The sequence below is a fragment of the Paenibacillus sp. J31R30 genome, from assembly GCF_059692115.1.
This window is the reverse complement of record NZ_JCAUAV010000001.1, coordinates 1429506-1445707: the sequence shown is the minus strand read 5'-3', so window position 1 is coordinate 1445707 and position 16202 is coordinate 1429506. Positions and strand designations below refer to the sequence as shown.

Genomic DNA, 16202 nt, shown 5'->3' with positions numbered 1-16202 from the left:
CCTTTAGATGACGACAATACGGCCAGGATGCTCCTCTGTTGCTTCTCCAATGATACTAGCTTCCACGCCAGCTTTGAGCAGTTGATCGAGTAATTCCTCTGCCTGTTCACCGGCAATAGAGATTAATAGTCCGCCTGATGTGACGGCATCACATAGGATCCATTGTCCGATTTGGTCCAACGTATCCGGGAAGTCGACTGAAGGTTGCACATGGGCGAAGTTATTCTTTGTACCGCCAGGCACAAATCCTTCTTCAGCCAATTCCCTTACTCTCGGCAATAGAGGCACATCGTTAGCCGTGATACGAATGCCGACTTGACTGCCTTTTGCCATTTCCAGCGTGTGCCCGATCAAGCCAAATCCCGTCACATCTGTGCAAGCATGCACTTCGAATGGCTCCATCGTTTCTGCTGCTACTTTGTTAAGCGTTGCCATAACCTGTGTTACTCGGGCAACTTCTTCTTCATTCAAGCGATCTTTCTTAATCGAAGTTGTCAGAATGCCTACACCAATTGGCTTCGTTAGAATCAATTTATCACCGGGAATCGATCCCGCATTGGTACGTATCTTCTTAGGATGGACTAAACCCGTAACAGCAAGTCCGAACTTAGGCTCGTTATCATCAATCGAGTGTCCTCCAACGAGCGTAATGCCTGCTTCCCTCATTTTATCGCCAGCGCCGCGTAAAATATCAGCCAGCACCTCTTTATCCAATGTACGAATCGGAAAAGCAACGATATTTAATGCCGTTAACGGTCTGCCGCCCATGGCATAAATGTCACTGATTGCATTCGCAGCAGCGACTTGTCCGAACGAATACGGGTCATCAACAATCGGGGTAAAGAAGTCTACCGTTTGTACAAGAGCTAGCTCTTCGCTTAATTGATAAACGCCTGCATCATCACTTGTGTCAATACCTACGAGAAGGTTCGGATTCGGTATCCCTAGTGGCAATTTCTTGATGACTTCGGAGAGATCAGCCGGACCAATTTTGCAGCCACAGCCACCCTTGGTTGAATAGGAGGTTAGTTTAATTTTATCCGTTGTCGACATATGCTTCTTCCTTCCTTTGTTCAGCAGGGAAATAAGTATATTCATATTTCTTCCATACGACTAATAATAACCTATTTAAGTTCCCAAAATCTAATATTTGGCGAAATAAAAAGACTGCCGCATGAACGGCAATCTCAACTATCCTAGCATAGCAGCTTGTCGCTTGTACTGATCTTCCAGTACTAAGCAAGCCATCGCTTCTACCACTGGTACTATTCTCGGGCAAATACACGGATCGTGTCTGCCTTCTGTTCGAATATCTTGTTCCTCTCCATTCACGTTTAGCGTTTTCTGGGAAACAGAAATGGAGGAAGTCGGTTTGACACTAATTCGGAAAATGATATCTTGGCCGGTACTGATCCCACCTAAGATTCCACCGGAATGATTACTAAGGAATCCATCTCTATTCATTTCATCATTATGCTCACTGCCTAGCATCGAAGCCGCTGAGAATCCCGCTCCAAATTCGATTCCTTTTACAGCTCCAATAGAGAGCATAGCTTTGGCCAGTTCTGCATCCAATTTATCGAAAACAGGCTCGCCGAGCCCTGGAATTACCCCACGAATACGGCATTCTACGATGCCTCCACAACTATCACCAATGGCTGCTAATTGCTCAATTTTTTCAATCATTTTGGCAGCCGCAACCGGATCGCAAGCCCGAACCGCATTAAGCTCAATCGCGTTCTCGTCGAAAGTCTCACACGGAATTCCTCCGATCTCTCGGGTATAAGCCAATACTTGCACGCCTCTTTGTTCTAATAGCTTTCGAGCTACTGCACCGCCAGCCACTCTGCCCGCTGTTTCTCTTCCTGAAGCCCGTCCACTCCCCCGATGGTCACGGATTCCATACTTCTGCAAATAAGTGAAATCCGCATGGCCAGGTCGAAAAGAGTGCTGGATGTCGTTGTAGGCCTCAGGTTTCATATCTTGGTTATACAGGCTGACAAATAGAGGCGTCCCCGTTGTTTTTCCTTCAAATACGCCGGATAAGATGTGAATAATATCATATTCTTTGCGGGGAGAAGTCACAGAGGATTGACCCGGCTTTCTCCTATCCATTTGTTTTTGAATATACGCTTCATCGATCTCGATGCCAGGCGTTACCCCATCCACAATGACACCTACGGCGGCCCCATGTGATTCACCGAAGGTTGTTATTTTGAAAATTTCACCAAATGTATTTCCTGCCATAGCACAAAAGCCTCCTATCTAATAAGTAATTTCTACGCCTAGCTCAGACAATTGTTCGAAGTACCCTGGACACGTTTTGGATACGCAGCCTGGGTCAGTAATCCGGATGTTGTCGACCCTTAAGCCGATCAAAGACAACGCCATGGCCATGCGATGATCATCATGAGAATCCACTAACGCCGGCAACGGTTGCCCGGGATAGATTGTTAACCCATCTTGATGCTCCTCGACGCGAATGCCAAGCTTACCGAGTTCCGTACATATAGCGGCGATGCGATCGCATTCATGATGTCGAATATGAGCGGCATCTGTTAGCGTAATTGGTCCGTCCGTAAAAGGAGCCAACGCAGCTATCGTCAAGGTTTGATCTGACCATTTTTTCATACTGAGCGTAAACCCGCCTTTGAGGTGCTTAGTTCCCTGTACTTCCACAAACGTATCGCCTCGTGTTACGTGACAACCCATTTGTTCCAAAACATCTAATATTTCTATATCTGGCTGACTTGATCTCCACGCGTTTATACCTTCAATTCGTACACAACCTGCTGTTAACGCAGCTGCAGCCCAGAAATAACAACATGTCGAGACATCCGGCTCAAGTTGGAATGACTGCGCTTGATATTTCCCAGAAGGAACCTGAATGGATTGACCATCATCTGAAAATTGCGGTGTGATACCGAATGCAGTCATCATATCCACAGTCATTTGTACATAATCCCGCTGCACGATTTCACCATCAATCTGAATGGTTAGCGGAGTTTCCGTATAGGGTGATGCTAATAAAAGTCCACTAATAAATTGACTGGACGTTGAACCAGGCAGCCTCACACTTCCACCTTTTAATCCTGACGCGTGAAGTTTGAAAGGTAACCGTTGTTCCACCTCATGATAGTCCAAAATAGCACCGAGACCGGAAATGGCAGAAAGCAACGGGGCCAGTGGCCGCTCGCTCAATCTTCTACTTCCTTTTATCGTCCAATTGCCATTTCCTACTGCCAAAGCTGCTGGTAAGAAACGCGCAATCGTACCCGCAGCTCCCATGTAAAGCTCACCAGATGGCTTGGGCCAATTCCCTCCACAACCATCCACATAAGCAGTCTCTCCCTCAATAACGACTGACACACCTAGTTTGGTTAATGAATCAATACACCAATACGAATCGTCGCTTTTCAATAGGCCATCTAGCTGTGATTTGCCTTCGGCTAAGGAGGCAATAATCAATGCGCGGTTAGTCAGGCTTTTACTACCAGGTACTCGAATTGTTCCTTCCACCTTGATTTTAGGAGGACTTATATTAACTTCTTTCGCCTTATTTGTTGACCACGGGGAACGAGCTTCCCAATCAGGCTGATGCATCGCCATATTCGCCACCTCTTTTGTATTATTTCTATAATCCAATTATAATGAGGAGATTGAAATAAATGAAATTGGATTTTATGCATAATGACATAGAGGTGATCTATACCAAATGATGAACTTGGAATGGTATCGTATTTTTTTACATACAGCCAAATGCCGGAATTTAACGAAGGCTGCGCAAGAACTCCATATTACACAACCATCGGTGAGCTATGCCATTAAACAGATTGAGGATGCAGTAGGATTGAAATTGTTTCATCGATTATCGAAAGGCGTGGAACTCACAGAGGAAGGGCGTACGCTATATGAGTATGTGGAACAATCATTTGCCTTGCTGGATTCGGGACAGAAGCATCTTCAAAATCTAAAGCAATTACATGAGGGTGAGATTCGAATCGGGGCAAGTGATTCATTGATCAAGCATCTTCTGCTGCCTCAATTGAATACTTTTCACAAGAAGTATCCGGGCATACGGATTCGACTTTCGCATGGGAAAACGCATGAGATTACGAAGCGATTAAAGGAAGGCGAGATCGACTGTGCCATTGTTCACATGCCGATAGACGATCCTGAACTATCCATTCAAACTTTGGCGGTGCTAGAGGATTGTTTTGTGGTTGGGGAGGCTTTTCAAGCGCTGACGAACCATCCGATAACAATGAAAGAACTAGCGGAGCTTCCGCTTATCCTCTTATCTCCTGGCAGCAGTACTCGCGTATTTATCGAAAAATGGTTTGCCGCTAAGGGGTTAGAAGTGAAACCAGATATTGAATTAGGGAATATTGATCTCTTAGCGGAGTTCGCAAGGTTGGGCTATGGAGCTACCTTCATAAGTCGGTCATTTGTACAAGAAGAACTTCAATCAGGCACTCTTTTTGAACTCAAAATAGATGATCCCCTGCCTCCACGCAGTATAGGCTTGGCTGTGCGCCGAGATTTGAAATTATCGGTTGCCGCTGAAGGCTTTGTCGAGATCCTTAGAGCTTAGCTGCGATTGATCGCATAAATGAACAATATTCCTTACGCCAACGTCTAATAACGTACAAGTTAAAAGAAGGAGCTTGAGGATGAAATTTTTTTTCACATCACGAATGAATTGGCACACTTTCACTGAACAAGTAGAGTCCTATTGGGGCGCAAAGGTGTTGAAATGGAAAAAAAGGTTAAATCCATTGACGAATAAGATCGGGTATGGCATCTACTTTTATAAAAATATGACCCTCAATCTCAATCGATTGAACAAAGAGATCTTACAAATTGCCGAGGATTGTGTCCATCTTTCGCATTTCAAAAAATCAGAGTTTCCAAGTTTCATCTCCGTAGTTGATGGGATTAGTGCAACTACGATGGTTATGAAATTACCTAACCATATTACCCACCAGATCACGTCGATGGTCAAAGCGCTCCCAGGGTTTAAATCCTTGCAAGCCATAGCTTGTGAATACGGGTACAAATGTGAGCTCCATTACAACCAAGGGAAAGCATTTTTCGGCTCATTACAGATACATTTCGTGAAAATCAACACCTATTCGACCCTGCAGGCATGATGTTCGAAACACAAAGAAGCCTCTTCCAATTAGGAGGGCTTCTTTTTTATCCATTAGTTCCAACTCAGAACAATAATTCTCTAATCTTCATTTCTACATCGATTAATGAGAAAGGCTATTCAAGCCTGCTTCCTCCATCCTCACGCTCACTTACCTATTTTGATAAAGTACGATCTCAGTGAGAACAGAAATCAATTTTTCTTCTGTCTCTGTTAAATGAAGCTCCAATAACGCTAACTGTTGATGTTTTAGCACTTCTTCTAACTTCTCAGCAGCGTCTGACAACTTATAAGCACCAATTGTAGCCGCCAAGCCTTTCAAGGTATGGGCAATCCGAACTGCTAATTCGCCATGTCCAGTCTGAACAGCATCCCGAATTTCAGCTATAGCATTCGCATGATTTTTCTCGAATTTCAATACAATTTGGTTGTATAACTTCGAATTTCCACCAAGACGATTCATTGCTTCGTCTATTTCTAGAATAGACTCTCTCTGAAATGACTCGAACGGGGGCGTAGTTAGTATCTCATCTTTTAGCTCAGATATCTTAATAAGACTTCGTAACTCATTGTATAGTTTGATAGGGTCAAAAGGTTTCGTAATATATGAATTCATCCCCGCGGCCAATACTTGTTCTTCAACACCTTTCATCGCATCTGCTGTCATGGCGATAATCGGTGTGTCTTTGCCATTCTCGAGCTTTCGAATCGCACTTGTCGCTTCGTAGCCATCCATTTTCGGCATGATCAAATCCATCAATATAGCGTCATAGGGACGATTTCGGACAAACTGAATCGCTTCCTCACCATTGTAAGCAACGTCGACTAATATAAACACTTCACTAAGCAATTCTTTCACGATCAGTTGGTTGATTTCGTTGTCCTCTACCAACAGAATAGCTGCATTCCGAAGATTTGCGTAATCGCTTGATTCTGGCTGCAGTCCCTTGCTTTTCGAACGTGTCATCGGAGACTTGAATTGGGATACTGTATGCTCAAATTCAAGAGCTTGATGAAGCCCGAACTTCGCAGTAAAGACGAAACAACTCCCAGCCTTAGGAACACTTTCGACTTCAATAGAGCCGCCCATCAACTGAACTAGATTCTTACTAATCACAAGTCCAAGTCCCGTCCCGCCATACTTTCGCGTGATAGACATATCTGCTTGTGTAAATTCGTGGAACAAATGATCCATCTGCGAGTTCGTCATCCCGATTCCTGTGTCACGAACTTCAAAGCGAAGTGTAACCAACTCCGATTCCTTCGAGATGACATCCACGGAAATCGTAATTGCCCCCTTCTCAGTAAACTTCACCGCATTATTCGCTAAATTGAGTAAGATCTGATTCAGCCGGAACGGGTCGCCTATTAACTGCTGTGGTACATCCGGTTTCATCGCAATTTGCAGCTCTAATCCCTTATCATAGGCCATGAAGCCGATCATATCGAAAATGTTATTTAGAACCTCCGTTAAGTCAAAGTCGGTATGCTCAATAACAATTTTATTTGCTTCAATTTTCGAAAAATCAAGAATGTCATTAATCAGGGTCATCAAGCTTTGGGCAGAGGAGATCGCTTTATCAACATAGTTTTTCTGCTGGGGAGACAAGTTGGACTGCTGCAACAAATAATTTAACCCCATAACGGCATTAATCGGAGTACGGATTTCGTGGCTCATATTGGCTAGGAACTCGCTTTTGGAACGGCTTGCCAATTCGGCAGCTTTCTTGGCCTCTTCGAGTTTCGCATTGTTAATTTCAAGTTCTTGCTCTTTAAATTCAATCAGATTCTTTGACTTGATCACACGAATATATAAATCAACTAACGTATAGTACATCCTATTAAACTCAACAACGAGCACGACGAGCATAATATTAGCACATATCAAGTTATTCACCTTGGCCATGTACCAACCATAAGAGAAGCGGATCCCCGACAAATATAAGGAGAGTACGATATCGAGTAACAAGGCAAACACAGCTACAGCAAGCCATAAATTGACGACTGTTTTGATACGTGTCTTTACGATAAGACCGACTAGAGCTGCTATTATAAACAGGGTCGCAATGAGTCCAGGCCCAAGAGCAAAAAATGTCGTTACACGTCCATTAATGACTATTTCTGGCAACGCATTGTGAAAAAAAATAGTGATAAATGTAAGGAAGCTGACGGAGGCAACAGTAATAAGTACCATTAGTATCGACCATCGTTTCGACTTCTCTTTGCTCATCTCCACTTCTTTCTTACTAACGGAAACGAGTACATAGACACAGATCAGTAAACCGAATCCGCCATGCCAAATACAATATAGCCAAGGGGCCGTTTGCAGGCCTGCACCTAACAGACCAGTTTCGGAGAACAAGTTGGGGAAGGTTAAGAGATGTGCGATGGTGGTCAGCGCGGAAAACAAGTAGGCCGAGGCTAGTACAAGTACAGAAGGCATCCGATTCGTGCGAAATTGTTGTATGAAAATAAATGAAGTCATCAATTCAAAACAGATGGTAGTGAATAAGACGGTTGGCAGAAACGATGGAATTTCATGTTCTAACTTATTCGCATACGGAAGAGTTAGTTGAAATAAGAGACTTAGAAAAATGACCACTGCAATGACATACTTTCGTTGTGCTGGAACGACTTCATAAGTAATTAAAGAAAGTGGCTTTATTGGATCCTGACCATGTACCGACATAAGGACGACTCCTTCAAGTTTTTCTTAGCTGCTTCTCAACATCATTTGCAAAGCATTCATTGACTATTAAAATATAAGGGCAGAGCGAATTGGATAATTCGTCTACCCTTTCTTTTTTGAATTCTTCTAGAAAAATGGGAATACTTCATTTCATTCGACATAAAACGACTCATTACCTTCTTTTATGAACACAGACATGAGACTAAAGAACTACTTACTTCGTAAAAAATATTGTATAATTTGAATAGCGCAAAGTAAATCAAATATAATTTCACACTGTGTATAGTTTTACTTAACAGTTGGGGAGTGGGACAATGAATTTAGAGCAAATCGGATATCTGCTAGAAGTTGCCAAAGAGAATTCTATTCGAAAAGCCTCGCATAATTTGCACATAACCCCCTCAGCCATAAGTCAATCTATTTTGAATATTGAAAAAGAACTAGGAATCACGATATTCCAGCGGACAGGCAAAGGAACATTTCCAACCGTAGAAGGGAAAATCGTGCTAGCCAAGTCCCTGGAAATGCAAATTATATATAAAGAAATAATGGAGGATATTCATAAATTGAGAATGCAAGAAGAGGTCCATATCAAGATTGCGTTCTCCGCTACTTTTAGCCATATTATTTATGACGCATTAGTCTCTTTTAAAAAGAAGTATCCAGATGTTACCTTAGAAATCCAAGAAAAGTTACATCAACATATATGTGAAGATATCCAAGAAAATCGTGTTGATCTTGCTTTTATTGGCGAAAATATAGAACTTAAACATCAATTACAAGATAAAATTGTCACTGAAACTTTATACAGAAGTTATATTTGCGTATGTGTCGGCAAAGATTCTCGGTTTCGATTTAGAGGTTCGTTATCTTCTCTTGATCTAGCCAACGAACCTATAGCTTTACTAGACTCGATCACAAATAAAGAAATGGTCAAAAGAACAAATCTGGCGAGTAACCCCATTTTTATATCGTCAAACAATAGCTCTTTAGTAAGAGAGTTTATTAAATCTGGTTATGCATTTTGCGTTTTGGACGATTTCTCTCTTGTCACACATCCTGATATTACGAACGGCAATCTGATCATTATTCCTTTTAAAGATCCGGATTATCTCTATCGAGAAATGTGGGCAGTTCATTGTAATGCCAATGAGATTACCAATCATGCGAAAGAATTTTCGAAATTTGTTAAAGCGCAAATTAAGAAAAAGTAACATGCGGAAGCCCCTCCCATTCATGGGAAGGGCTTCATTTTCACTTATTTGTATCCGTTGAAATAACCGAACGGACTGCTGCCTCTATTTCTGCATAACTTGTGCAGCGACAAATATTGGATTGCAGCCACTCCTCCATCACATTTTCATCCACATTCGGTTGCTTATTAACCAAGGCATGACAGACCATAATAAAACCTGGCGTACAAAATCCGCATTGAAATGCGAAGTTCTCAACGAACGCTCGTTGTATGGGCGCATCTCCCCCCAATCCCTCAATTGTTGTTATCCGACATCCCTGCGCTTCTATAGCAAGCATTAAACAGGATTTGATTGGAATCCCATCTACAAGTATTGTACATGCGCCGCAATCTCCGTTTTCACATCCAGCCTTGACTCCTGTGAGTCCCACTTGTTCACGAAGTACACGTAATAATGTATCCGCGGAACGAATCGCGGCGTGTTGGCGTTTCTCATTCACCTGCAGCTCGATTTCACATTTGACGATGCCATGCAAGGTTGCTCACACCTCCCTCTAAAGCAGTCATAACGTCAAACAACGTATTACGCAGGACAAATATCCTGTAGGCGGCTGAACTTAACATATCATTCAGAATCGGCACTGGCCACATTCGGATCACTCGCTCGATTCGCTCTTCTAAGGATAGCGAGCTATCGTTCAGGACATTTTCTATTTTCCTTGATCGAAAAGGAACGGCACTAACACCGCTAAAAGCAATTCGAATCCCTTCGGTGCTCTGTAAGGCAGAGATCCGGACAATCGGATAATCAATCCTTTCCATTTTCGTCTTTTTCACAGTTATAAAAGGTAGTTCCAGGTATTGTTTATCCGTTATTATCTGCAGAAGCAGCTCCCCATTTGCGATGCGGGGCTCACCATTAAAGATCTGGTGGATCGAGACGTGTCGTATCCCATTGGTTCCCATCAACACAACTTGACTATCGGCGAGTAGAAATGGCAGCACAGCTTCCCGGTAAAAGAATTTCCCACAAAGGTTGCCGCCAATGGTTATCTTATTACGATTTGTATGATCAGCAATATGTCGAACAGTCTCACCTAAGAGTGGGAACATAGCACATTCCGATAATGTAGTCAGCGTGATCGCCGAACCTACGACAAGCTGATCCTGATGCATCTGCAACATATTACACTCGGGGATCGCTTTTATATCAATAACAGCGCCTGTATGAAGCTGATTTAGACGAGCCATCGAGATTATCTCTGTACCGCCAGAGTAATACAGTGGATCTAGACTATTAGCTTCCGCTTGCTGGAAGAGATTAATTGCCTCCCTATAGGTAGCTGGCTTGTAGTATTCGAAATCAAACGAGATCATCTGATTCCCCCCTATATCGCCAAATCAGTTCCGGTATAAGGGGAAGTCTATTCAGCTCACATCCAGCAGCGAGCGATAGCGCGTTGGCTAGACACGGCGCCATGCCGATTGTACCGTGTTCACCAACACCGCGTGCGCCGTACGGACCTTCCAGGAATGGCGTTTCCACAAAGTCAACGAGATAGGCTGGATTTTCGCCGAAACGCGTCAATTTATACGAGCGCAGCTGGGGATTCAACACAATGCCAGCGTCATTGAAGAGAAATCCCTCTCGACTAGCAAAGCTAAGGCCCATATTCATTCCGCCCATGACTTGACCTCGTGCCGTGGCTTCATTGATCACTTTGCCTGCATCGAATACGGAAGCTGCTTTGAGGATGCGATAAGTGCAATCTCTCTTATCGAATTCAACTTCAACGGCTTGGGCGCCAACGGTCCATTGCTGACCAGGAATGCCCTTTCCAGTCTCAGGATCTAGATTGGTGATGTGATGCACCCTATATCGCCCCCGACCGATAACCGGCTCGCCAGACGCACTGCCATCGGGATACATGTAGCCACTGACAAGCTGCTTGATCTGCAAACTGGTGTTCGGTTGCGATCTCACGAAGACTTTCCCTTGGCTGACCTCCAGCAGATCTGGATTAACTTTGAGTACCAGACTTGCATTGTGCTTAAGTTGAGCAATAACATCATCTGCCGCGTCGAGTACAGCACGGCCGACCATCATCGTGCTGCTGCTTGCTACCGTTTTCCAATGCTCAGGTGTAATCTGGGTGTCTACATCTATTTTGATATGTATGTGCTCGACAGGCATTTGCATCCGTTCAGCGAGAATCTGCGCCATAATGGTACGATTTCCTTGACCTAGTTCGATGGAGCCCACGCTGAGATTTAAGCTGCCATCGTGATTGCAGGTGATCGTTGCCCCTGAGCCTGTATCTATCGAGGAGCCAGAGGTTTTCCAAACACAAGCCATTCCTTTGGTCCTCACTTTATTGGGACCTGCTTCAGCCCATTGGCCTTCCTCCCACTTGATCAGCGATTTTAATTTCGCTATGCATAGCGTCAAATCTCCAATATTGCTTCTGTTGAGAGGTGCTTGCGTAGGTGTAATATCACCAGGCTTTATCGCATTCCGAAGCCGAAGTTCCATCGGGTCCATGTGCAGCTTCTTCGCTAGGATATCCATCGTTCGCTCCACACAAAAGGCCGCTTCCGTATGTCCAAAACCCCGAAAAGCGTTCGCGTAAGGATGATTCGTATAGATCGATAATGCATCGCACCATACATGGTCAATCTGGTAGGGTCCCGTGCAATCAACGGCAGCTGCTTGGGCTACAGCGGGTCCTTCATCTGTGTATCCACCGGTATCAAATAAAAAAGTAATTTCCATGGCTATCAGTTTTCCATTTCGGGCTGCACCAATCTTTACTTTGGCTTCCAAGCCAATATGGCTGGGAGAACTGATCATGTCCGACTCACGTGAATTATTGATTTTGACTGCCCGACCGCCACAGGCTTTCGAGGCCAGGTAAGCGAGATATTCCAATTGAATGGAGCCCTTACCGCCAAATCCTCCCCCTACGAACGGCACATGAACAACGACTTTTGACTGATCCACCTGAAAGAAACGCTCAAATGAACGTTTGATCATAAAAGGGTCTTGTGTAGAGGTTTGGATATGAATCAATCCGCTGGGCTGCACTTCAACGATGGAACAGCGCGGTTCCATAGCGCTATGGTCCGAAGTATTGAAAGCAAATGAACTTTCAACGACAACCTCACTGGATGCCCATCCAGCGTGCATGTCACCTTTTCGGATTTTAACATGACTCGCAATGTTCGTCTTAGGTACGGGATAGATGCTTCCAAATCTCTGGTAGCTGCCCAGATTCTCATGGACCAATGACGCGTTCGGCTGAAGCGCACCGCTAGGTGAATTAACAACGGGTAACGGGGCAAATTCCACACGGATATACTCCGCTGCCTGCTTAGCAATCTGTTCCGTTTCTGCCACAACCACAGCGATAGGCTCGCCGTAATAGCGTACCTTCTGGGTGGCAAGTGGTGGACGATCGGCAAGAAGTCCCCCTGTTAACACAGGACAATCCTCACCCGTGATGACCGCATGAACACCGCTTACCTCTAATGTTTTCGAACAATCAATTGACACAATTCGTGCGTGTGCAAAAGGGCTTATAAGCAGCCAACCATGCAATTGGCTTGGGGAAATCGTATCATTCGTATATTTGGCAAATCCGCTTACTTTATCCTTCGATTCAATCCGCGGGATGGCCTTTCCTATCGAGGACAATCTCCTCACACTCCCCTCATCAACTGACCGATACCAACAAGTCCACAACGATTTCCCAGAGCGGAGCGTTTTCCTACATCATATAGCGAAAATACTTGTCCTATTCCCTCCTTTCATCGGCATACAAAAACCCCCCAGCTTCAGCTGAGGGGAATATACATTGAACTTACACTTGTATGATGATCGGCAATATCATAGGTCTTCTCTTCGTCTGCGAGTACAAATATTTGCCAATCGCTTCCTTCAAGGCTTGCTTATAAAGCCCCCATTGGTTCGATTTCATCTCTTGTAATTGTGTGAGCGCCGCTAAGGCAATCCGATGTACTTCCTCCATTAAAGCCTCTGATTCCTTGACGTATACGAATCCACGTGAAATGATATCCGGTCCGGAAACAATTTTACCATCCGATCTGCTCAGAGAAATCACAAAAATCAATATACCATCTTCAGATAAGACCTTACGGTCTCTTAAGACAATTTGACCGACATCCCCAATACCCAAACCATCAACTAGCGTATTGCCATTCGGAACATGACGATCCTGACGAGCTTCTGACTTCATGAAATCAACGACTTCTCCGTTATTGATAATGAAGATGTTCTCCGACTCGACGCCAACGGCTTCAGCCAACAGTCGATGCTGATACAACATGCGATATTCCCCATGGATCGGGATGAAATAGGTAGGCTTCATTAAAGTTAGCATGAGCTTCAATTCTTCCTGACTCGCATGGCCAGATACATGCATACCTGTTACCGATCCAGATCCATAGATGACTTTAACACCTTTTGCAAACAAATTATCTACGATACGGGCTACATTCCGTTCGTTTCCAGGAATAGGCGTAGCCGCTAGTATCACTGTATCACCTCGAGAAACCTCCACTTGGCGGTGTGTCCCGCTGGCTAGACGAGCAAGTGCAGCCATAGGCTCCCCTTGACTTCCCGTACACAGAACGACGATTTCATGGGAGGTATATCGATTCACGTCTTGGGCTTCTATCAACATGTCAGGCGACATTCTTAAATAACCAAGCCTCAATGCGATATCGACGACATTGACCATACTTCTTCCCAAAAGGGCAATCTTACGGTTCGTCTTTTCCGCGGCGACAATGACTTGCTGTAATCGGTTAACGTTCGAGGCGAAGGTTGATAAAAATATTTTTCCCGTCGCTTTCGCGAAAGCTTCCTCGATATGATCGCCTACTAAGCGTTCAGAAGGTGTGAACCCTGGCCGCTCCGCATTCGTACTCTCAGATAGCAGCGCAAGTACTCCCTTTTGCCCAATAGCTGCCATCTTATGGATATCCGCATATTGCTCATTCACCGGGGTCAAATCGAACTTGAAATCACCCGTATGCACAACCGTTCCTTGTGGAGTATCGAATACAATACCTAGGCAATCGGGTATGCTATGGTTTGTTCGAAAAAAGCTGATCGGAATGTCGCCTAAGATAAGCTTCGTATTCGCATCAATCTCATGCAGGGTTGTTGTTTTCATAAGTCCATGCTCTTTCAGTTTTACTTCAATCAGGCCGAGTGTAAGCCGCGTGGCATAAATAGGCATGTTCAATTGTTTGATGACATACGGTATACCGCCAATATGGTCCTCATGTCCATGCGTAATCACTACGCCTCTAATTTTCTCTTTATGTTCAAGTAAGTAAGTGATATCGGGAATGATTAAGTCAATGCCTAACAGGCTTTCGTCCGGGAACTTGGAGCCGCAATCGATAATGATAATATGATCATTGTATTGAAGAACATACATATTTTTGCCTATTTCATTAACACCCCCGAGGGCGAAAATCGAAAGCTTATCTTGATGTACCTTCATGCATAAACCTCCAACGTATCCTAATAACGCGCATTGCTACTATTCACCACATAATTCGTCAGTCATAGTATGTCCCGTTCAATTAGATGAAAATTCATCTTCTGCGCATTTATGGTACTTACTGAGCAAAGAAAAAAGATCTCCAATTATGGAGATCTTTCTGTAAGAAATCTATTCTATCGTGTATCGAATAAATGCTAACAATGCTAACAAGCCTGCTGTGATGGAGACGACATATAAAGCCGATAATCGCACCCATTTGACCCCAGTTTTCTGAAAATAGGACTGATCTCCTTCACGATTCTTTCGCGAAAAGCCAATCATAAGTGTTGCCAGAACACCAACTACTAAGATTACTGTAAATATCACATAATATAACGTCATATTCATATGACATCCCACCTTCAATTTGTTTATTAAGTAATCACTTCTCATTACTAATTATATAGGAGCTCGTACTAAAATACATACAAAGCTTACCTAATTCATATAAAATTCAAATTATTTACGCCTTTTCCGACCTGAATCTGTCACTTTTGAAGAACGTAGGTAGTTTAGGCTCTTTTTATCCAAAACTTGCATCACAGAGAATAAATTTGTTTACATAATATAAATTATGTCACTTCATTTTAGTTCCTTATACCGAAATAATGGTTATAACTATACTTTCAATTGCTTCTCGTTCCACACAGCCGTTATGCTTCTCTTATACACGCAACTTATCGGAGGTCATAACAATGCTAAAAATTGGAATCATACTTGGCAGCACTCGCCCAGGACGCAGAGGTGAAGTCGTCGCTCAGTGGGTACATGAAGTTGCCCGTAAACGTACGGATGCGATATTCGAGGTTGTTGATTTGGCGGACTTCAACTTGCCGCTTTATGATGAGCCCCATCCTCCTATGTTGATGAAATACACAAAAGAACACACGATTGCTTGGTCAAATGCGATCAATGTGTACGACGGTTATATCTTCGTGACACCAGAATACAATCATGCCATATCAGGTGCGCTCAAGAACGCGATCGATTTCCTATGCAATGAATGGAAAGACAAAGCCGCTGGGATCGTAAGCTATGGCGGTGGTACTGGCGGCGCGCGTGCAGCTGAGAACCTGAGGCTCATCTTAGGTGAATTACAAGTAGCCGACGTTCGTGCACAGGTTACCATGTCCATCTTTACTGATTTTGAAAACTTCACAGTGCTCAAACCACATCCACGTCAAGAAGCCGCGGCTAATACCATGTTTGATCAAGTTATCGCTTGGAGCGGGGCTTTGAAGACTTTGCGTTAAAGCCTAGTAGTGAATTAACTTCAAATAATTCACGTAGTTCTTCTCGTGAATACAGCAGCAAAAATGCAAAAGAGCATCTTTTTCTATCGATTTAGCCTCGCTATCTGAAATGCTTGCAAATGAGCACTTATTTCTGCCAGTACTCATCATGTGGGCACCTTTTCGGTCCAAAAGGTTGCGTTTTCGCACGAATTCGTCGATGAGTAGCCGTTTCCCCCAAAAATGCGTGTACTTTCGCATCTTTGATCTTTTAAGCTAACGATGATGCCAAAGCGATTTGGCACCACTGCAGCCGCAATATACAATTGCGCAAGGAAAAGGAGCTAAAGGCAAACAC

13 protein-coding genes are annotated in these 16202 nt (G+C 43.8%); 4 read left to right on the top strand and 9 right to left on the bottom strand.

Annotation, left to right across the window (positions count from 1 at the left end):
- Positions 1-3 precede the first annotated feature (3 nt).
- From selD to aroA, 3 genes are all read right to left on the bottom strand, one after another.
- Entirely contained in the window at positions 4-1053 is a 1050-nt protein-coding gene (selD, locus tag AC58QO_RS05780; RefSeq protein WP_497264285.1) for a selenide, water dikinase SelD, read from the bottom strand.
- A gap of 138 nt (positions 1054-1191) precedes the next feature.
- Positions 1192-2247, bottom strand: coding sequence for a chorismate synthase (gene aroC, locus AC58QO_RS05775; RefSeq protein ID WP_497264284.1), 1056 nt, complete (start codon positions 2245-2247; stop codon positions 1192-1194).
- An 18-nt stretch (positions 2248-2265) separates the two neighbouring features.
- A complete protein-coding gene (gene aroA / locus AC58QO_RS05770; protein WP_497264283.1) occupies positions 2266-3609 on the bottom strand; it encodes a 3-phosphoshikimate 1-carboxyvinyltransferase in 1344 nt (447 codons plus the stop codon).
- 106 nt (positions 3610-3715) lie between these two features.
- On the opposite strand from aroA, the gene AC58QO_RS05765 reads away from it, so the two are divergent.
- Together AC58QO_RS05765 and AC58QO_RS05760 are read left to right on the top strand one after the other, a co-directional pair.
- Positions 3716-4594, top strand: a complete 879-nt coding sequence (locus AC58QO_RS05765) for a LysR family transcriptional regulator (protein ID WP_497264282.1) — start codon at positions 3716-3718, stop codon at positions 4592-4594.
- A 79-nt stretch (positions 4595-4673) separates the two neighbouring features.
- A complete protein-coding gene (locus AC58QO_RS05760) occupies positions 4674-5153 on the top strand; it encodes a hypothetical protein (RefSeq protein WP_497264281.1) in 480 nt (159 codons plus the stop codon).
- Positions 5154-5303: 150 nt separating this feature from the next.
- On the opposite strand, the gene AC58QO_RS05755 is transcribed toward AC58QO_RS05760, so the two are convergent.
- Complete coding sequence (locus tag AC58QO_RS05755) at positions 5304-7841, bottom strand: MASE4 domain-containing protein (RefSeq protein WP_497264280.1); 2538 nt, start codon at positions 7839-7841, stop codon at positions 5304-5306.
- 314 nt (positions 7842-8155) lie between these two features.
- Here AC58QO_RS05755 and AC58QO_RS05750 point away from each other — a divergent pair, with 314 nt between their 5' ends.
- Entirely contained in the window at positions 8156-9055 is a 900-nt protein-coding gene (locus AC58QO_RS05750; RefSeq protein ID WP_497264279.1) for a LysR family transcriptional regulator, read from the top strand.
- 40 nt (positions 9056-9095) lie between these two features.
- Here the strand turns inward: AC58QO_RS05750 and AC58QO_RS05745 are convergent, their stop codons facing one another.
- The 5 genes from AC58QO_RS05745 to AC58QO_RS05725 all read right to left on the bottom strand — a co-directional run bounded on the left by AC58QO_RS05745 (position 9096) and on the right by AC58QO_RS05725 (position 14960).
- A complete protein-coding gene (locus AC58QO_RS05745; RefSeq protein ID WP_497264278.1) occupies positions 9096-9572 on the bottom strand; it encodes a (2Fe-2S)-binding protein in 477 nt (158 codons plus the stop codon).
- Positions 9550-10413, bottom strand: coding sequence for an FAD binding domain-containing protein (locus AC58QO_RS05740; protein WP_497264277.1), 864 nt, complete (start codon positions 10411-10413; stop codon positions 9550-9552). The genes AC58QO_RS05745 and AC58QO_RS05740 overlap by 23 nt, the downstream gene beginning before the upstream one ends.
- A complete protein-coding gene (locus AC58QO_RS05735; RefSeq protein WP_497264276.1) occupies positions 10400-12739 on the bottom strand; it encodes a xanthine dehydrogenase family protein molybdopterin-binding subunit in 2340 nt (779 codons plus the stop codon). The genes AC58QO_RS05740 and AC58QO_RS05735 overlap by 14 nt, the downstream gene beginning before the upstream one ends.
- Positions 12740-12896: 157 nt before the next feature.
- The gene (locus tag AC58QO_RS05730; RefSeq protein ID WP_497264275.1) at positions 12897-14570 is read right to left on the bottom strand and encodes a ribonuclease J; all 1674 of its coding nucleotides are present in this window, start codon (positions 14568-14570) and stop codon (positions 12897-12899) included.
- A 171-nt stretch (positions 14571-14741) separates the two neighbouring features.
- Positions 14742-14960: a hypothetical protein gene (locus AC58QO_RS05725; RefSeq protein WP_497264274.1), complete on the bottom strand. Its 219-nt coding sequence runs from the start codon at positions 14958-14960 to the stop codon at positions 14742-14744.
- A gap of 347 nt (positions 14961-15307) precedes the next feature.
- Between AC58QO_RS05725 and AC58QO_RS05720 the strand changes: the two genes are divergently transcribed.
- Positions 15308-15865, top strand: a complete 558-nt coding sequence (locus AC58QO_RS05720; protein ID WP_497264273.1) for an NADPH-dependent FMN reductase — start codon at positions 15308-15310, stop codon at positions 15863-15865.
- The last annotated feature ends 337 nt before the right edge of the window (positions 15866-16202 follow it).